Origin of the sequence: Pseudomonas schmalbachii, assembly GCF_017589465.1 — a bacterium.
Lineage (GTDB): Bacteria > Pseudomonadota > Gammaproteobacteria > Pseudomonadales > Pseudomonadaceae > Pseudomonas > Pseudomonas schmalbachii.
On record NZ_JAELYA010000008.1, the window covers coordinates 297,038 to 314,002 of the forward strand.

The window sequence follows — 16,965 nt, forward strand, 5'->3', positions numbered from 1 at the left end:
TGCGAGGTGCTCCCGTAGGGTGGACAACGCTCCGCTTGTCCACCGCTCCGGCCCCACGACAAGGTGGAAATGCTTCGCGATTTCCACCCTACGCTCTTGCCATACCTGTAGGAGCGGGCCATGCCCGCGATGCTTTTGGGTTCGCGGGCATGGCCCGCTCCTACACGTTCTATCGCTTGCCGGTCATCTGGTAGGCGGTCTCCAGCGCCACCAGCAGGCTGCCGCTGTCGATTCGGCCGGTGCCGGCGAGATCCAGCGCGGTGCCATGGTCGACCGACGTACGCACGATCGGCAGGCCGAGGGTGACATTCACCGCTGCGCCGAAGCCCTTGAACTTGAGCACCGGCAGGCCCTGGTCGTGGTACATGGCGAGCACCGCGTCGCAGTGGTCGAGGTGCTTGGGGGTGAACAGGGTGTCCGCCGGCAGCGGGCCGATCAGGCTCATGCCCTCCGCGCGCAGCCCTTCCAGGGTCGGCTCGATCACATCGATTTCCTCGTGCCCGAGGTGTCCGCCTTCGCCGGCATGCGGGTTGAGGCCGCAGACCAGGATGCGCGGATCGGCGATGCCGAACTTGTCGCGCAGGTCGGCATGCAGGATGCGCGTGACCCGCTGCAGGCGCTCGACGGTGATCGCATCGGCGACCTGGCGCAGCGGCAGGTGGGTGGTCACCAGGGCGACGCGCAGGCCGCGGGTGGCGAGCATCATCACCACCTGGGGCGTGCTGGTCAGTTCGGCGAGGAATTCGGTGTGGCCGGAGAAGGTGATGCCGCCCTCATTGATCACGCCCTTGTGCACCGGCGCGGTGATCATCCCGGCGAAGTCGCCGTTCAGGCAGCCCTGGCCGGCGCGGGTGAGGGTTTCCAGCACATAGCCGGCATTCGTCGGGTTCAGCTTGCCGCACTCCACCGGAGCGGCCAGCGGCGTGTCCCAGACATACAGGCTGCCAGCCGGTGCGGGCTGCTGCGGCCAGTTGCCCGGGCCGACCGCCAGCAGGCGGATCGGCAGGCCCAGCAGGGCGGCGCGCTCGGCCAGCAGGGCCTGGCTGGCGATGGCCACCAGCGGGTGCGGCTGCGCCTCGCGGGCCAGCAGCAGGCACAGGTCGGGGCCGATGCCGGCGGGCTCACCGGGGGTCAGCGCGAAAAGTCGGGAATCGTTCATGGAGCGGACCTCTGGGGAGACGGCCGAACCAGTGGCGGTCTCCGGGGAATGAGTGGGGGGCTTTACTGTACGACGAGCGTCGGGCGGATAAAAAGAAACCCGGCGCCGGGCCGGGTTTCGGGTGTCGCATTCAGGCTGCGATCACAGCTTGATCTCGACGTATGCCTCGTCGCGGATCTGCCGCAGCCAGGTCTGCAGCTCCTCGTCGTACTTGCGGTTGCGCAGCAGCTGCATGGCCTGCTGTTCGCGGAGCTGGTCGCTGCTGTCGGTGGCGCGGCGGCCGAGGACTTCGAGGATGTGCCAGCCGAACTGCGAGCGGAACGGGTGGGTCACCTGACCTTGCGGGGCGTTGTTCATCTGCTCGCGGAACTCCGGCACCAGCGACTGCGGGTCGACCCAGTTGAGGTCGCCGCCGTTCAGCGCCGAGCCCGGGTCTTCCGAGAAGCTCTTGGCCAGTGCGCCGAAGTCTTCGCCGGCCTGGATGCGGTCGTAGAGACGCTGCGCCAGACGCTCGGTTTCCGCATCGCTGCGGATCTCGCTGGGCTTGAGCAGGATGTGGCGGACGTGGACTTCGTCGCGAACCATCCGGCTGCCGCCGCGCTTCTCTTCCACCTTGAGGATGATGAAGCCGCCCGGAGTGCGGAGCGGTTCGGTGACTTCGCCGACGGACAGCGAGCCGACCATGCTGTCGAACGGCGACGGCAGCTGGGCGGCTTTGCGCCAGCCGATCTCGCCGCCTTCGAGGGCGTTGTCGCCGGCGGAATGGGCGATCGCCATCTGGCTGAAGTCGGCGCCCTGGCGCAGTTGCTGGTACACGTCGCTGGCCTTGCGGCCGGCGGCCTGGATGGCTTCCGGCGAGGCGCCTTCCGGTACCGGGATCAGGATGTTGGCCAGGCGGTATTCTTCGGAAAGCTGGATCTTTCCGAGGTCGGAGGCGAGGAAGTTCTGTACTTCCTGGTCGGTGACCTGGACGCGTTCGGCGACGCGGCGCTGACGCACACGGCTGATGACCATCTCGCGGCGAACCTGGTCGCGCGCATCGTCGAAGGACAGGCCGTCGCGTGCCAGTGCCTGCTGGAACTGGTCGAGGGTCAGGTTGTTGCGCTGGGCGATGGTGGCCATCGCCTGGTTCAGTTCCTCGTCGGTGATGCGTACGCCGGAGCGTTCGCCGATCTGCAGTTGCAGGTCTTCGAGAATCAGGCGTTCCAGCACCTGCTGGGTCAGCACCTCGCTGGGCGGCATCTGCGCGCCGCGCTTGGCGATGGTCTGCTGTACTTCGCGCATGCGCTGGTCGAGCTGGCTCTGCATCACCACGTCGTTGTCGACGATGGCGACCACGCGGTCCAGAGGTACTACTTCCGCACCGGCCAGGGTGCTCACCAGCAGGGCGCCCAGCATGAGCGGGCGCAGACAGTTACAGAGCATTTTCTTCACGTTGACGGTAGCCTTCGATGCCTTGGTCGAGGAAGCCTTCCACCTGGTTGCCGACCACGCCACCAAGGCCTTTCAGGACGATTTGCAGGAAAATGCCGCGGTCGGCTTCGGACGACGAGGTGATGAAGTCGTTGTCGTCGTAGTCGACCCAGTAGCGGCTGATCAGGCGCACTTTCCAGCAGCAGCTGTCGTATTCGAAGCCACCCATGGATTCCAGCGTACGGCTCTGGTTGTAGTCGAACTGCCAGCGCGCAATGGCGTTCCAGTGCGGCACCACCGGCCAGATGACCGAGAAGTCGTGCTGGTTGATCCTGTAGGCTTCGCTGTTGAAGTCGTAGCGGCCGAGGTTCGGGTTGAAAGTCTTGCTGTCGGCGCGATAGCGGTAACCGACGTTGACGATCTTGTTCAGGTCGTCTTCCGGCTGGTAGTGGAACATCACGTTGCCGGAGTCGGTGTGGTGGGTGTTCGGGTTCCAGTTGTAGTCCGAGCTCACGCGCCAGTCGCGGTCGAAGCGGTAGATGCCGCGCAGTGCATACGGCGAACGCGAGCTATCGGTGTCCGGATCACTGACTTCCACGCCCTGAGCGCGTAAAGCCGCAAGTTCGGTCTGGGTGAGTCCCGGCAGTTGTACGCGACGGTTGGCGAAGTAGTAGATCTGACCGGCGCTGATGGCGGCGCGTTCGAAGCCGTTGTCCTCGATGAAGCGCGTAGTGGCGCCCAGCGACAGCTGGTTGGCGTCGCCGATGCGGTCCTTGCCGGTGAAGCGGTTTTCGCGCCACAGCGAGTCGTAGCTGAAGTTGAACTCGCCGGTGTCGAAGGTCGGCAGGTCGTCCTGTTCGCGGTACGGCACGTACAGGTACATCATCCGCGGTTCCAGGGTCTGGCGGAACGCGGTGCCGCCAAACGTGGTGTCGCGGTCGAAGTACAGGCCGGAGTCAAGCTTGGCCAGCGGCATGTCGCGGTCCGGACTGTCGTCGAAGGTAATACCGGCCGGGTTGGTGATGGAATTAGGGCTGGCCAGATCGGCTTTGCCTTCGCTGTCCAGGTCCAGGTCGTACTTGGTGTAGAGATACTTGACGGTCGGAGTCAGGAAGCCCCAGCTGGCGGTCATCGGCAGGCTGATGCCCGGCTCCAGGTGCGCGCGGTCGCCGGTGGCGCGGGCCAGGCCGGTCAGGGAAGCGTCAGGCCGCTGGCCGATCAGGTTGCCGTCTTCGTCGAAGAAGAAGTTCTCGTCCAGATCGCGGTCGAAGCGGACGAACTCGGTGCCGTAGGTGAACTGGAGGCCGCCCGGGTTGTACGGCACGTGGCCGTCCAGGGTCAGCTGCGGCAGGCGGTCGTACGGGGTCACGTCGGTGACCGTGGCCAACTGGTAGGACTGTGCGTTCAGGCGCGCGGTGAAGCTGTCGCCGCGGTAGGTCAGCACGCCCTGCTGGTTGACGTAGGTCGGCGAACCGAGGCCCAGCGAGGTGTCCAGGTCCTGGAAGTAGTACGGGTCGCTGATCTTGGTGAAGTCGACCTGGGCCAGCCAGCGGGAGTCGAGGCCGCTGGTGTTTTTCCAGCCGTACAGCCAGCGCTGGTCGGTGAATTCCGGTTGCCCTTCGCGGTCGTCGTCCTTGTCGTTCAGGTAGGCGGCGGTGACCTGGCCTTCGCTGCTGCGGGTCAGGTAGCGGAACTCGCCTTCCATTTGCAGGCCGCGATCGGACATGTAGCGCGGATACAGCGTGGCGTCGTAGTTCGGCGCCAGGTTGAAGTAGTACGGGGTGACCAGCATGAAGCCGGTGTCCGTGCTGCTGCCCATGCTCGGGACGAGGAAGCCGGACTGGCGGCGGTCGTCGATCGGGAAATAGATGTAGGGGGTGTAGAACACCGGAATGTCCTTCACCTTGAGCACCGCGTTGGTCGCGGTGCCGAAACCGGTGGCCGGGTTCAGCTCGATGTTGTTGCCGCGCACGTGCCAGGCGTTGCTGTTCGGTTCGCAACGGGTGTAAGTGCCATCCTTGAGCTGGATGATGGCGTTTTCCTGGCGCTTGGCGTACAGCGCGCTGCCGCGCACCGAGGCCTTGTGCATAACGTACTCGGCGTTATCGATTTTCGCTTCGCCGTTGTCCAGCTGCAGTTCGGCGTGGTCGCCGACCACCAGCGCGCCGTTGTCGCGCAGCTTGACGTTGCCGACCAGTTCGCCGCGGTTCTCCGCCTGGTGCAGGCTGGCCTCGTCGGCCTCGACCTGCATGCTGCCCTGGCGCAGCACGACGTTGCCGGCGAGGGTGGCGACCTGTTTTTCCTGCTCGTAGCGGGAAACCTTGGCCGAGACGAAGGTCGGAGACTCGTCGTTCGGGGTCTTGTCGTTCATCCCCGGGCGGGTCGGTTCGATGTAGGCGCCGCTGCAGTACGGGCCGATTTCCGCCATCTGGGCGGCGGTGAGCTTCTCGCGCGGCACCCAGTCCAGGTGGCTGTAGTCTTCGCTGCGCGACTTCAGTCCACGGCCGCCGGCCTCGGTGACCAGCTGCCCTGGCTCTGCGCGGGCTTCGCCACCGCTGGCCGCCGCGGCGCCGGCGCTGACGGCGCTGGTGCTATGCTGCGGACGCGGCGGAACGGCTGCGCTGGGCTGCTGCGGGGCGCAGGCCCAGGAACCGCCGGAAGGTTTGCAATCGAACTGCTCTGCAGCGTTCAGGTAGGCGAGCGGTTGAATAGCCAGCAGGCTGCCGGTTACCAACAAAGGGAATTTTCTACGGAACACTGGTAGGTTCACTGCCATCTTGTTAATCCGGGGCTTCCTGCGCGCCTTCGGCCCAATGGGGACCGCACGCCTCTCGATGGGCTCAAAAAGATACGGGATAATAAAACATGACCTTCGCAACGGCTAGGGCCGTGGAGATTCCCCAAGATGTCTGAAGATGCTCGTTACCAGCAGTTGAATCGCTGGCTGGACTCCTGTTTGCCGTCCGTATTCGATAGCGAAGGCTGGGGCGCCGTTCCGGCCGCCACGCTGACGGCTGCCAGCAGCGATGCCAGTTTCCGCCGCTATTTCCGCTGGCAAGCGGGCGAGCGTACGCTGATCGTCATGGATGCGCCACCGCCACAGGAAGACTGCCGGCCATTCGTGAAGGTCGCCGGCCTGCTGGCCGAGGCTGGCGTGCATGTGCCGCTGATTCTCGCGCAGGACCTGGAACAGGGCTTCCTCCTGCTCAGCGATCTCGGCCGCCGCACCTATCTGGACGTACTCACCCCGGCCAATGCCGAGGAGCTGTTCGAGCCGGCGCTGGATGCGCTGGTCGCCTTCCAGCAGGTGCCGGTCGCCGACCGCCTGCCGCACTACGACGAGGCGCTGCTGCGCCGCGAACTGCAGCTGTTCCCCGACTGGTACCTGCAGCGCCATCTCGGCGTGACGCTGGAAGGCGAACGCCTGGCCGCCTGGCAGCGGGTCTGCGACCTGCTGGTGGAAAGTGCGCTGGCGCAGCCGAAGGTGCTGGTGCACCGCGACTACATGCCGCGCAACCTGATGGAAAGCGAGCCGAATCCCGGCATCCTCGATTTCCAGGACGCGGTCTACGGCCCGGTGACCTACGACGTCACCTGCCTTTATAAGGACGCGTTCCTCAGCTGGCCGGAACCGCGCGTGCACGACGGGCTCAGCCGCTACTGGCGCAAGGCCCAGGCAGCGGGCATTCCGCTGCCGGCGAGCTTCGAGGAATTCCTCCGCGCCAGTGACCTGATGGGTGCGCAGCGCCACCTCAAGGTGATCGGTATCTTCGCGCGTATCTGCCATCGCGACGGCAAGCCGCGCTACCTGAGTGACGTGCCGCGCTTCTTCCGCTACCTGGACAACGTGATCGCCCGCCGCCCGGAACTGGCCGACCTGAAAACGCTGCTCGCCAGCCTGCCGCAATACGACTCGGTGCCGGCATGAAGGCGATGATCCTCGCCGCCGGCAAGGGCGAGCGCTTGCGTCCGTTGACCCTGCATACGCCCAAGCCGCTGGTGCGCGCCGCCGGCGTTCCGCTGATCGAGCGGCAACTGCTGGCGCTGCGCCAGGCCGGTTTCGAGCAACTGGTGATCAACCATGCCTGGCTCGGCCAGCAGATCGAGGATTATCTCGGCGACGGCGGCCGCTTCGGCGTGAGCATCCGCTATTCCGCCGAGGGCGAGCCGCTGGAAACCGGCGGCGGCATCTTCCGCGCGCTGGCGTTGCTCGGCGAGGCGCCCTTCGCAATCGCCAACGGTGACATCTGGACCGACTTCGACTACGCGCCGCTGCATACGGCGCTGGCCGACGGCGACCTGGTGCATCTGGTGCTGGTGGACAATCCCGATCACAACGGCCGCGGCGATTTCTGCCTGCGCGACGGCCGCGTCGAAGACTATCGCGACGGCGAGCCGAGCCTGACCTACAGCGGCATCGCCGTGCTGCATCCGGCGCTGTTCGATGGCTGCCAGGACGGCGCCTTCAAGCTCGCGCCGCTGCTGCGTGCGGCGATGGCGGCCGGGCGGGTGAGCGGTGTACATCACCGCGGGCAGTGGGTGGATGTCGGCACCCACGAGCGGCTGGCGGAAGTCGAACGCCGGCTGGCGGCGGAGGGCTGAAGTGCTCTGGCCGGGGACACTGATCGGCGTTGCAGCTGGCTGGGCGCTGGCGAGCATCCCCGGCGCCATGCTCGGGGGCCTGCTCGGGCAGGTGCTCGACCGGCGGCTGCAACTGCGTTCCTGGCGCGATGTTGTTGAACATATGCGCAGCGAACCGCCGCTGGCCGACGAGGAACTGCTGTTCGTCCTGCTCGGCAGGCTGGCGAAAAGCCGGGGCCGGGTGCTCGACGCGCATATCCAGCAGGCCCGCGCGGAAATGCTGCGCCTGCGTCTGGACGAGCCGGCGAAGCTGCGTGCCATCGAGGCCTTCGGCCGCGGCAAGAGCGGTGGCGAACAAATGGAAGCCGGCCTGCTGCATCTCAAGGAACAGCGCCATGCCGCGGAAGGCCTGATCCAGGCCTGCTGGCGGATGGCCTGGGCGGCCGGGGCGCCGGGGATGGCGGAAAAGAGCCTGATCCTGCGCTGGGGTGAAGCGCTCGGCCTGCCGCGCGGCACCGTGCTGGCGATGGCGGCCGGCGCCGAGTCGGCGCGCCAGCCCGAGCCTTCCGCGGCCAACAGTTATCCCCAGGCGCTGCGGGTGCTGGGGGTGACGGCGGCGAGCGAGCCAGCGGAAATCAAGCGGGCCTATCGCCGCCTGCTCAACCAGCACCATCCGGACAAACTGGCGGGCTCCGACGCCAGTGCTTCGCGCATCGCCGCCGCAACGGAAAAGACCCGCGAAATCCAGGCCGCCTACGCCGTGGTGCGCCAGCGCCGCGGTTTCCGCTGAGCGAGGCGGCTCAGCTGCCGTCGTTCCTGCTTTGCAGATGGTTCGTCAGCCAGCCGCGAATGCGCCGGTAGAGTTGCTCCTGCTCCGCATCCGGGTTCGCCGGTACGGCAGTCAGTCCGACCTGCGTATAGGCCGGATGCTGCTGGCGCTTGCCGGCCTGCAGGCGCAGGCGGGCGGCATCGCTGGCGACGGCATCGTCCCGATAATAGAAGTCGCCGATTGCCAGGCCGAGGCTCGGCAGCATGGTTTCCAGGGCCGGACGGAAGTCCTCCGGTGCCTGGGCATCCACCACCAGCAGGTTGTGGATCTCCGCCGGTTCGCGTTCGCCCAGATAGCGTGCGGCCCAGTAGGCGCCGGTGCCGTGGCCGAGCAGGATGACCTGTTCCGGCTTGTGCTGCAGGGCCAGGTCTACGCCGGCCTGGATGCGCGCCAGCACCCGTTCGGCATGGGCCTTGCGCTGCTCGATCGGATCGATCGGGGTCGGCGGCGCTGCCGTGCTGGATTGCGCCGGTTCGCCGCTGCCGGCTTCGGCGGTGCTTTCCGGGGCTGGAGCGGCGCCGGTGGAGCCTTCCACTTCCGGTCGGCTGGCGCTGTCGGTGGCGCTGGCGTCGCTGTCGGCGCTGGCCTTGTCCGCCGGGGCGACGGGTAGCGGCACCGGCGCGGTGCTCTGCGGATCGGGTAGCGACAGGCTCAGGGTCTGCCAGCCGGCATCCGGCAGCTTGCGCCGCAACGGGCCGATGGCGACCGGCCAGTCGGCGCTTTCGCCATCGCCGGGGATGAGGATCACTACGCCCGCGGGGCGCGCGACATTCGCCGGTTCCCAGAGGGCGAGGAAGGTTTCGCGGCCGGCCTGTAGTTTCTGCAGTGCGTCGCTGGGCAGGCGGCGTTCGAGGCCGTCGGCGGCATCCTGGCTACGCTCGTTGGCCGGCGCGCGGCGTTCCGCCGCAGAAACCTGCTCCGGAGTCGCATCGCCGGCGGCGTAGAGTGGTGCCAAGGGCAGCAGGCTCAGGGACAGGCACAGGGCAATCGGTAGCGGACGAAGCATGGGTGGATTCCGGTTCCGGGGCTGGAGCGGGGGCCAGCCTAACCCCTGTTATTACGTTTGTCAGGCGGAAGCTTTGCGGGGTTCCCCTGGGGGCTGTTGCCGTCGCGGCCGGAACGAAACGGCAACAGACCCCGGGTCTGCTGTAAGGTATGGGCGCTTTTCTCCTGGGAGCTTCGCTGTCGGCATGAGTCGTCTGTCCTGGTGCGCCTTCGTGGCGTTTGTGCTGTGTATCCCGCTGTTCTCCGTGGCGGCCCCGGAGCCGGCCGGCGTGGCGCTGGACGCCACGCAGCGCGCCTGGCTCGACGCCCACGCGCCGCTGCGGGTCGGCGTGGTGCTGGAAGCTCCCTATGCGCAGCAGGATCGCCGCTCGCAGCAATTGTCCGGCGCCCATGTGGAGCTGATCGAGCGGCTGGCCGGCGCGCTGCGGGTCAACTTCGTATGGCGCGTGTTCGAGGATCAGGCCGCGCTGGACAAGGCGGTCCGCGAAGGCGCGGTGGACCTCGCTCCGGGCATTACCCAGACGCCCGTCACCCTGCGCCGATGGCTGTTCTCCGACCCGTACCTGCGGGTGCCGCGCCTGGTGGTGGGCGAGCGGGGCGAGCGCGGCGCCGTCGAGCTGGAGAAGCTGGGCGCGGCCGATCCGCTGGCGGTGCGCGGTCCCGGCCCGGTACTCGACTACCTGCGCGGCACCTATTCCGGGCTGGAGCTGCAGGTCGTCGACAGCGACCGCGCGGCGCTGCACCGGCTGCTCGGCCGGCAGGTCAGCTACGCGGTGATCGACGAGGCGCAACTGGCCCGTTTCAGCCGCGATGCAGAATTCTCCGGCCTCGCGGTGCTCGCCGACATCGGCTACCCGCAACTGCTGCGGGTCGCCACCCGCCGCGACTTGCCGCAACTGGCGGCGCTGGTCGATCTCGGCCTGCGTTCGATTCCGCCCGAGGACTTCGAGCAACTGCACCAGCGCTGGCTGCAGCCCACCTATCCGCGGCTCGGCGAGTCGCCCGTATTCTGGCGCAACCTCTGCCTGCTGCTCGGCCTGGCGCTGCTCCTGGCGCTGGCCTCCGGCGCCTGGCAACGGCGCCAGGGGCGGGGGCTGGAGCGCCGGCTGCTGGCGACGCGGCGCGATCTCGAATCGCGGCGGGCCGCCGAGCAGGACCTGCGGCTGAGCCAGTTCGCCCTCGACAACAGCACGGTGGGCATCCTCTGGGTCAACTGGGACAGCCATGTGCGCTACGCCAACCGCGCCGCCGAGGAAATGTTCGGCTACCGCCCCGGCGAGGTGATCGACCGGCCGCTGGCCGACTTCGAGCCGGGATTGAGCATGGACCGCTGGCTGAACCTCTGGCGCCGCGCGCGCAACAGCGAAGAGGGGCCGCTGAGTTTCGAGACCAACTGCCTGCGCGCCGATGGCCAGTGGCTGCCGGTGGATGTTTCGCTGAGCTTCCTGCGTTTTCGCGAGTCCGAATACCTGCTGGTGTTCCTCACCGACGTCACCGAGCGCCGCCGCGCCCGCGCCGCGCTGGAGGAAAGCGAGGCGCGCCTACAGGGCATCGCCGCCAACGTGCCCGGCCTGGTGTTCCGCCTGGAACCGAGCAAGCCGGACGACGGCTCCGACTTCGCCTACATCAGCTTCATCACCGGCGGCAGCGAGGCCTCGCTTGGCTATCCGCCGGGCTATCTGCGCGAAAGCGGCACCGGGATCATCGGCCTGGTGCATCCGGACGACCGTGACGGCTACCTGGCCAGCCAGCACGTCGCGGTGGGAAGCGGCAGCAACTGGCGCTGGCAGGGGCGCATCCTCGCCCGCAACGGTGAAGCGCGCTGGGCGGACATCAAGGCCACCGCCCGCCAGCTCGACGACAGCCGGCTGGCCTGGGACGGGGTGGTCTGGGACATCACCGAGAACAAGCAGATCGAATTGAAGCTGGAGGAATCCCGCGCGCAGCTTCGCGACCTGTCGGCGCACCTGGAAAGCGTGCGCGAGGAGGAAAAGGCGCGCATCGCCCGCGAGGTGCACGACGAGCTGGGCCAGGTGCTCACCGTGCTCAAGCTGGAAACCTCGATGTGCGAACTCGCGTATGGCGAACTGGATGCCGGCCTGCGCGAGCGGCTGGGCAACATGAAGAAGCTGATCGCCCAGTTGTTCCAGCTGGTGCGCGACGTGGCCACCGCGCTGCGCCCGCCGATCCTCGACGCCGGCATCGGTTCCGCCGTGGAATGGCAGGCCCGGCGCTTCGAGGCGCGCACGCAGATTCCCTGCCTGGTGGAGGTGCCGGAGAATCCGCCGCGGCTGGCCGACGCCAAGGCCATCGGCCTGTTCCGCATCCTCCAGGAGGCGCTGACCAATGTCATGCGCCATGCCCAGGCGCATACTGTGGAGTTGGCGCTGACGGTGGAAGATGGCGAGCTATGCCTGCGCATCAGCGACGATGGCCGCGGTTTCGAGCCGTTGGCGATGCGCCAGGGCGTGTCGTTCGGGCTGGTCGGCATGCACGAGCGGGTGCTGATGCTCGGCGGCTCGCTGCAGATCGACAGCCAGCCGGGGGAGGGGACCACGCTGTGGGTGCGGGTTCCGCTCGATCCGCCCGGCGCCAGATAACAATGAAGCAAGAGGGGAGTACGTGCAGTGATTCGAGTTCTGGTGGCGGAAGACCACACCATCGTCCGTGAAGGCATCAAGCAACTGATCGGCATGGCCAAGGACCTGCAGGTGGTGGGCGAGGCCACCAACGGCGAGCAGCTGCTGGAAACCCTGCGCCAGGTGCCGTGCGAAGTGGTCCTGCTGGATATCTCGATGCCCGGTGTCAGCGGGCTGGAAGCCATTCCGCGGATTCGCGCGCTGAACAACCCGCCGGCGATCCTCATGCTGTCGATGCACGACGAGGTGCAGATGGCCGCCCGCGCGCTGAAGATCGGCGCGGCCGGCTACGCCACCAAGGACAGCGATCCGGCGCTGCTGCTCACGGCGATCCGCAAGGTCGCCAGCGGCGGCCGCTACATCGATCCGGGGCTGGCCGACCGCATGGTCTTCGAGGTCGGCCTGACCGACTCGCGGCCGCCCCACGCGCTGCTCTCCGAGCGCGAGTTCTCGGTGTTCGAGCGGCTGGTGCAGGGCGAGGGCGTCAACGAGATCGCCCAGCAACTGGCGGTCAGCAACAAGACCATCAGCACCCACAAGGCTCGCCTGATGCAGAAGCTCGGCGCCCATTCCGTTGCGGATCTGGTGAAGTACGCGGTGGAGCACAAGCTGTTCTAGGCCTGCCGCCACATCGTCTGCCCGAGCGAAGGAACGCGTGTAGGGATCGCCCTACATGCGAACCTCTTCTAACCTTATAGCAATTTGTCTTTTCGCCCGATTTGCGCCCTGTTCTGCCTTCTCTAGGCTTTGAGAACTGCAGAAATAATTACAAAGGTGCGGTTATGGCCGAGACTCAGGCAAACGATGTACTGGTGAGCTTCCGTGGCGTGCAGAAGAGCTACGACGGCGAAACTCTCATCGTCAAGGATCTCAACGTGGACATTCGCCGCGGCGAGTTCCTGACTCTGCTGGGGCCGTCCGGCTCCGGCAAGACCACCAGCCTGATGATGCTGGCCGGTTTCGAAACCCCCACCGCCGGCGAGATCCTCCTCGACGGCAAGGCGATCAACAACGTTCCCCCGCACAAGCGCAACATCGGCATGGTGTTCCAGAACTATGCGCTGTTCCCGCACATGACCGTGGCGGAAAACCTCGCCTTCCCGCTGACCGTGCGCGGCATGAGCAAGACCGACGTGACCGAGCGGGTCAAACGCGCGCTGTCGATGGTCCAGCTCGACAAGTTCGGCGGCCGCTATCCGGCGCAGCTCTCCGGCGGCCAGCAGCAGCGTGTGGCGCTGGCCCGTGCACTGGTCTTCGAACCGCAACTGGTGCTGATGGACGAACCTCTCGGTGCGCTCGACAAGCAACTGCGCGAGCACATGCAGATGGAGATCAAGCACATCCACCAGCGCCTGGGCGTGACCGTGGTCTACGTGACCCACGACCAGGGCGAGGCGCTGACCATGTCCGACCGCGTGGCCGTGTTCAACAATGGCGAAATCCAGCAGAACGCCGCGCCGCACGAACTCTACGAGCATCCGAAGAACTCCTTCGTGGCCAACTTCATCGGCGAGAACAACCGCATCGCCGGCCAGTTGCAGAGCCGCAACGGCGACCGCTGCGTGGTCAGCCTGGCGCGTGGCGAGAAGGTCGAGGCACTGGCGATCAATGTCGGCGAACCGGGCGAAACCGTCAGCCTGTCGATCCGTCCGGAGCGCGTACACCTGAACGGCGCCAGCGAGAAGTGCACCAACCGTTTCTCCGGCCGCGTGGCCGAGTTCATCTACCTTGGCGACCACGTCCGCGTTCGCCTGGAGGTCTGCGGCCGCACCGACTTCATCGTCAAGCAGCCGATCGCCCAGCTCGACCACGAGCTCCGCGTCGGTGACGTGGTACCGCTGGGCTGGGATGTCGAGCACGTGCGCGCGCTCGACCCGCTGCCGGTGGCGTGAAGGATCAGCCCGGGACAAGGGCTCTGAGTCGAAGAAAAGCAAACCTGCACACTGTGGAGAGAACAATAATGTCGAAATCCTGCTTCAAGCTGGCCGCACTGAGCATCGGCCTGGCCTGCGCGGCCCAGGCCATGGCCGCCGACCTGACCGTCGTATCCTTCGGCGGCGCCAACAAGAACGCCCAGGTGAAAGCCTTCTACGAACCCTACGAGAAGAGCACCGGCAACAAGATCATCGCCGGCGAGTACAACGGCGAGATGGCCAAGGTGAAGGCGATGGTCGACACCAAGAGCATCTCCTGGGACCTGGTGGAAGTGGAGTCGCCGGAACTGGCCCGCGGTTGCGACGAGGGCATGTTCGAGGAGATCGACCCGGCCATCCTCGGCAATGCCGATGACTACGTTCCGGGCGCCATCACCAACTGCGGCGTCGGCTTCTTCGTGTGGTCCACCGTGCTGGCCTACAACGCCGACAAGCTGAAGAGCGCACCGACCGGCTGGACCGACTTCTGGAACGTCAAGGACTTCCCGGGCAAGCGCGGCCTGCGCAAGGGCGCCAAGTACACCCTGGAGTTCGCCCTGATGGCCGACGGCGTCGCGCCGGCGGATGTCTACAAGGTGCTCGCCACCAAGGAAGGCCAGGACCGCGCCTTCAAGAAACTGGACGAGATCAAGCCGAACATCCAGTGGTGGGAAGCCGGCGCCCAGCCGCCGCAGTACCTCGCTTCCGGCGACGTGGTCATGAGCTCGGCCTACAACGGCCGTATCGCTGCGGTGCAGAAGGAAAGCAACCTGAAGGTGGTGTGGAACGGCGGCATCTACGACTTCGACGCCTGGGCGATCCCGAAAGGCTCGAAGAAGAAGGACGAGACCCTCAAGTTCATTGCCTTCTCGGTCCAGCCGGAGCAGCAGAAGATCTACTCCGAGAACATCGCCTACGGTCCGGCCAACACCAAGGCCGTGGCGCTGCTGGACAAGGGCCTGCTGAAGGACATGCCGACCACGCCTGAGAACATGCAGGGCCAGGTCGGCATGGACGTGACCTTCTGGGCCGACTACGGCGAGCAGCTGGAACAGCGCTTCAACGCCTGGGCTGCCAAGTAAGCCCCTGCCGCGGCCCCTGCACCGGGGCCGCGGCTGGAATGCGCGTCGTACGCGGCGCGCCTTCCGACTCGCCCGATACCACACCTTGGCCGTCCCCGGACGGCCCGTTTTACCGGAGTTCGCTATGGCCACCGCTGTGACGTTGAACGAGGTCGCCGGCCCCACCCTCAAGCAGCGCCTGGCGCGTGCCGAACGGATGAACCGCCTGAAATCCCAGGCGCTGATCCTGCCGCTGCTGCTGTTCCTCCTGCTGACCTTCCTCGTGCCGATCGTCGCACTGCTCTACAAGAGCGTGCACAACCCCGAGGTCGTCGAGTCGCTGCCGCTGACCATCCAGGCCATTTCCGACTGGGATGGCAAGTCGCTGCCGCCGGACGCCGCCTACAAGGCGCTCAGCGAAGACCTGGCTGCCGCGCGCAAGAACCAGACCATCGGCGATCTCTCCAAACGCCTGAACATGGAGCTGGCCGGCTACCGCAGCCTGATGGCCAAGACCGCTCGCGCGCTGCCGCTGAAGAGCGAACCGGCTTCCTACAAGGAGGCCATGGAAACCATCGATGAGCGCTGGGGCGACCCGGCCTACTGGCAGGCGATCCGTCGCAACGCCAGCAGCATCACCCCCTATTTCCTCCTGGCGGCCCTCGACCACCGCATCGACGATCTCGGCGAACTGGCGGCGGCCACTCCTGACCAGGCGATCTACCTGGACATCTTCGCGCGCACCTTCTGGATGAGCGTGGTGATCACGGTGATCTGCCTGGTGCTGGCCTATCCGCTGGCCTACCTGCTGGCCAACCTGCCGACCCGCCAGAGCAACCTGCTGATGATCATGGTACTGCTGCCGTTCTGGACATCGATCCTGGTGCGGGTGGCAGCGTGGATCGTGCTGTTGCAGGCCGGTGGCCTGATCAACGGCGCGATGCTCAAGCTCGGCCTGATCGACCAGCCGCTGCAACTGGTGTTCAACCGCACCGGCGTGTACATCGCCATGGTGCACATCATGCTGCCGTTCATGATCCTGCCGATCTACAGCGTGATGAAGGGCATCTCGCCGAGCTACATGCGCGCGGCGATTTCCCTCGGTTGCCACCCGTTCGCCAGCTTCTGGAAGATCTACTTCCCGCAGACCGTGGCCGGTGTCGGCGCCGGTAGCCTGCTGGTGTTCATCCTGTCGATCGGCTACTACATCACCCCGGCCCTGCTGGGTAGCCCGAGCGACCAGATGGTCAGCTACTTCGTCGCCTTCTATACCAACACCACCATCAACTGGGGCATGGCCACGGCCCTCGGCGGCCTGCTGCTGTTCGCCACCCTGGTGCTGTACGTGATCTACGGCTGGCTGGTCGGTGCGAACCGACTGCGGCTGGGCTGAGGAGAACAAGAAAATGCTGAGTCCCTACATGTCCCCGGTCGAGCGCGTGTGGTACTACACCCTGCGCATTCTCTGCGGCCTGGTCCTGCTGTTCCTGGTGCTGCCGGTGCTGGTCATCGTGCCGCTGTCGTTCAACTCCGGCACCTTCCTGGTCTATCCGTTGCAGGGCTTCTCGCTGCGCTGGTACGCCGACTTCTTCGGTTCCGCCGAATGGATGCGCTCGCTGACCAACAGCATCATCGTCGCCCCGGCGGCGACCTTCCTGGCGATGGTCTTCGGCACGCTGGCCGCCATCGGCCTGACCCGCGGCGAGTTCCGCGGCAAGGCGCTGGTGATGAGCCTGGTGATTTCGCCGATGGTGGTGCCGGTGGTGATCGTCGGCGTCGCCGCCTACCTGTTCTTCGCCCCGCTGGGCCTGGGCAACAGCTATATCTCGCTGATCATCATGCACGCGGTGCTCGGCGTGCCGTTCGTCATCATCACCGTGTCGGCGACCCTGCAGGGCTTCAACTACAACCTGGTGCGCGCCGCCGCCAGCATGGGCGCGCCGCCGATCACCACCTTCTTCCGGGTGACCCTGCCGCTGATCGCTCCCGGGGTGATTTCCGGTGCGCTGTTCGCCTTCGCCACCTCGTTCGACGAAGTGGTGGTGACCCTGTTCCTCGCCGGCCCCGAGCAGGCCACGCTGCCTCGGCAGATGTTCAGCGGCATCCGCGAGAACCTCAGCCCGACCATCGCCGCCGCCGCGACCCTGCTGATCGGCTTCTCCGTCCTGCTGCTGCTGACCCTGGAGTGGCTGCGCGGACGCAGCGAGAAGATGCGCACCGCCCCGACCTAATGATCGTAGGTTGGCGCTGAGCTTGCGAAGCCCAACGTCCAATGTTGGGCTTCACTGCGTTCAGCGCCAACCTGCGTCGGATCTACCTGCGATCCGGTCGAATAAGCGTCGTCCCCGCATACCGGCTACAATGC

The 16,965-nt window shown here is 66.4% G+C and carries 13 protein-coding genes; 9 read left to right on the forward strand and 4 right to left on the reverse strand.

The annotated features are described in order from the left end of the window. Positions 1 to 169: 169 nt before the first annotated feature. From pdxA to JFY56_RS20280, 3 genes are all read right to left on the reverse strand, one after another. The gene (gene pdxA, locus JFY56_RS20270; protein ID WP_208315847.1) at positions 170 to 1,159 is read right to left on the reverse strand and encodes a 4-hydroxythreonine-4-phosphate dehydrogenase PdxA; all 990 of its coding nucleotides are present in this window, start codon (positions 1,157 to 1,159) and stop codon (positions 170 to 172) included. Positions 1,160 to 1,300: 141 nt separating this feature from the next. After that, positions 1,301 to 2,593, reverse strand: coding sequence for a peptidylprolyl isomerase (locus JFY56_RS20275; protein ID WP_208315849.1), 1,293 nt, complete (start codon positions 2,591 to 2,593; stop codon positions 1,301 to 1,303). Beyond that, entirely contained in the window at positions 2,574 to 5,348 is a 2,775-nt protein-coding gene (locus JFY56_RS20280) for an LPS-assembly protein LptD (protein WP_208315851.1), read from the reverse strand. The genes JFY56_RS20275 and JFY56_RS20280 overlap by 20 nt, the downstream gene beginning before the upstream one ends. A 129-nt stretch (positions 5,349 to 5,477) precedes the next feature. Here JFY56_RS20280 and JFY56_RS20285 point away from each other — a divergent pair, with 129 nt between their 5' ends. Genes JFY56_RS20285 through JFY56_RS20295 form a run of 3 tightly spaced genes read left to right on the forward strand, consistent with a single transcriptional unit; the run spans position 5,478 to position 7,943 of the window. Continuing rightward, positions 5,478 to 6,500 carry an aminoglycoside phosphotransferase family protein gene (locus JFY56_RS20285; protein WP_208315853.1) on the forward strand — a complete coding sequence of 341 codons (1,023 nt, stop codon included), beginning with the start codon at positions 5,478 to 5,480 and terminating at the stop codon, positions 6,498 to 6,500. After that, positions 6,497 to 7,174 (forward strand): N-acetylmuramate alpha-1-phosphate uridylyltransferase MurU, encoded by a 678-nt coding sequence (gene murU, locus JFY56_RS20290; protein WP_208315855.1) that lies wholly within the window; start codon positions 6,497 to 6,499, stop codon positions 7,172 to 7,174. Before JFY56_RS20285 ends, murU begins: the two co-directional genes overlap by 4 nt. Before the next feature lies 1 nt (position 7,175). After that, complete coding sequence (locus JFY56_RS20295) at positions 7,176 to 7,943, forward strand: DnaJ domain-containing protein (RefSeq protein WP_208315942.1); 768 nt, start codon at positions 7,176 to 7,178, stop codon at positions 7,941 to 7,943. A 10-nt stretch (positions 7,944 to 7,953) separates the two neighbouring features. Here the strand turns inward: JFY56_RS20295 and JFY56_RS20300 are convergent, their stop codons facing one another. After that, positions 7,954 to 8,988 carry an alpha/beta hydrolase family protein gene (locus tag JFY56_RS20300; RefSeq protein WP_208315858.1) on the reverse strand — a complete coding sequence of 345 codons (1,035 nt, stop codon included), beginning with the start codon at positions 8,986 to 8,988 and terminating at the stop codon, positions 7,954 to 7,956. A gap of 184 nt (positions 8,989 to 9,172) precedes the next feature. On the opposite strand from JFY56_RS20300, the gene JFY56_RS20305 reads away from it, so the two are divergent. The 6 genes from JFY56_RS20305 (at position 9,173) to JFY56_RS20330 (ending at position 16,831) form a co-directional block, all read left to right on the forward strand. Then, entirely contained in the window at positions 9,173 to 11,587 is a 2,415-nt protein-coding gene (locus JFY56_RS20305; protein ID WP_208315860.1) for a PAS domain-containing sensor histidine kinase, read from the forward strand. A gap of 27 nt (positions 11,588 to 11,614) precedes the next feature. Beyond that, on the forward strand, positions 11,615 to 12,244 hold the full coding sequence (locus JFY56_RS20310) for a response regulator (protein ID WP_208315862.1): 630 nt from the start codon (positions 11,615 to 11,617) through the stop codon (positions 12,242 to 12,244). Positions 12,245 to 12,408: 164 nt separating this feature from the next. Next, the gene (locus JFY56_RS20315; RefSeq protein WP_208315865.1) at positions 12,409 to 13,518 is read left to right on the forward strand and encodes an ABC transporter ATP-binding protein; all 1,110 of its coding nucleotides are present in this window, start codon (positions 12,409 to 12,411) and stop codon (positions 13,516 to 13,518) included. Positions 13,519 to 13,586: 68 nt separating this feature from the next. After that, positions 13,587 to 14,621: an ABC transporter substrate-binding protein gene (locus JFY56_RS20320; RefSeq protein ID WP_208315867.1), complete on the forward strand. Its 1,035-nt coding sequence runs from the start codon at positions 13,587 to 13,589 to the stop codon at positions 14,619 to 14,621. A 124-nt stretch (positions 14,622 to 14,745) separates the two neighbouring features. Further along, positions 14,746 to 15,993 (forward strand): ABC transporter permease, encoded by a 1,248-nt coding sequence (locus JFY56_RS20325; RefSeq protein ID WP_208315869.1) that lies wholly within the window; start codon positions 14,746 to 14,748, stop codon positions 15,991 to 15,993. 13 nt (positions 15,994 to 16,006) lie between these two features. Then, a complete protein-coding gene (locus tag JFY56_RS20330; RefSeq protein ID WP_208315870.1) occupies positions 16,007 to 16,831 on the forward strand; it encodes an ABC transporter permease in 825 nt (274 codons plus the stop codon). The last annotated feature ends 134 nt before the right edge of the window (positions 16,832 to 16,965 follow it).

Bases quoted from the DNA above. Each gene is read 5' to 3' on its own strand.
- JFY56_RS20285 (WP_208315853.1), top strand. From the start codon at position 5,478: ATGTCTGAAGATGCTCGTTACCAGCAGTTGAATCGCTGGCTGGACTCC.
- JFY56_RS20280 (WP_208315851.1), bottom strand. From the start codon at position 5,348: ATGGCAGTGAACCTACCAGTGTTCCGTAGAAAATTCCCTTTGTTGGTA.
- JFY56_RS20315 (WP_208315865.1), top strand. From the start codon at position 12,409: ATGGCCGAGACTCAGGCAAACGATGTACTGGTGAGCTTCCGTGGCGTG.
- murU (WP_208315855.1), top strand. From the start codon at position 6,497: ATGAAGGCGATGATCCTCGCCGCCGGCAAGGGCGAGCGCTTGCGTCCG.
- JFY56_RS20330 (WP_208315870.1), top strand. From the start codon at position 16,007: ATGCTGAGTCCCTACATGTCCCCGGTCGAGCGCGTGTGGTACTACACC.
- pdxA (WP_208315847.1), bottom strand. From the start codon at position 1,159: ATGAACGATTCCCGACTTTTCGCGCTGACCCCCGGTGAGCCCGCCGGC.
- JFY56_RS20325 (WP_208315869.1), top strand. From the start codon at position 14,746: ATGGCCACCGCTGTGACGTTGAACGAGGTCGCCGGCCCCACCCTCAAG.
- JFY56_RS20300 (WP_208315858.1), bottom strand. From the start codon at position 8,988: ATGCTTCGTCCGCTACCGATTGCCCTGTGCCTGTCCCTGAGCCTGCTG.
- JFY56_RS20305 (WP_208315860.1), top strand. From the start codon at position 9,173: ATGAGTCGTCTGTCCTGGTGCGCCTTCGTGGCGTTTGTGCTGTGTATC.
- JFY56_RS20320 (WP_208315867.1), top strand. From the start codon at position 13,587: ATGTCGAAATCCTGCTTCAAGCTGGCCGCACTGAGCATCGGCCTGGCC.